This window comes from Enterobacter sp. 01-M-03-SI-ECC, assembly GCF_047530215.1.
Lineage (GTDB): Bacteria > Pseudomonadota > Gammaproteobacteria > Enterobacterales > Enterobacteriaceae > Enterobacter > Enterobacter chengduensis.
This window is the reverse complement of sequence record NZ_JBLKDA010000098.1, coordinates 1-822: the sequence shown is the minus strand read 5'-3', so window position 1 is coordinate 822 and position 822 is coordinate 1. Positions and strand designations below refer to the sequence as shown.

Here is an 822-nt window from a genome sequence, read left to right as displayed (position 1 = left end):
CACAGGTTGTGAACTCGAAGAGTAGGGCGGGACACGTGGTATCCTGTCTGAATATGGGGGGACCATCCTCCAAGGCTAAATACTCCTGACTGACCGATAGTGAACCAGTACCGTGAGGGAAAGGCGAAAAGAACCCCGGCGAGGGGAGTGAAAAAGAACCTGAAACCGTGTACGTACAAGCAGTGGGAGCACCTTCGTGGTGTGACTGCGTACCTTTTGTATAATGGGTCAGCGACTTATATTCTGTAGCAAGGTTAACCGTATAGGGGAGCCGAAGGGAAACCGAGTCTTAACTGGGCGTTAAGTTGCAGGGTATAGACCCGAAACCCGGTGATCTAGCCATGGGCAGGTTGAAGGTTGGGTAACACTAACTGGAGGACCGAACCGACTAATGTTGAAAAATTAGCGGATGACTTGTGGCTGGGGGTGAAAGGCCAATCAAACCGGGAGATAGCTGGTTCTCCCCGAAAGCTATTTAGGTAGCGCCTCGTGAATTCATCTTCGGGGGTAGAGCACTGTTTCGGCTAGGGGGCCATCCCGGCTTACCAACCCGATGCAAACTACGAATACCGAAGAATGTTATCACGGGAGACACACGGCGGGTGCTAACGTCCGTCGTGAAGAGGGAAACAACCCAGACCGCCAGCTAAGGTCCCAAAGTCATGGTTAAGTGGGAAACGATGTGGGAAGGCACAGACAGCCAGGATGTTGGCTTAGAAGCAGCCATCATTTAAAGAAAGCGTAATAGCTCACTGGTCGAGTCGGCCTGCGCGGAAGATGTAACGGGGCTAAACCATGCACCGAAGCTGCGGCAGCGACACT

At 52.7% G+C, this 822-nt stretch carries 1 rRNA gene; it reads left to right on the top strand.

Annotated features, from left to right (window positions below):
• Positions 1-822, top strand: a 23S ribosomal RNA gene (locus ACMWKK_RS26225); the annotation flags it as partial.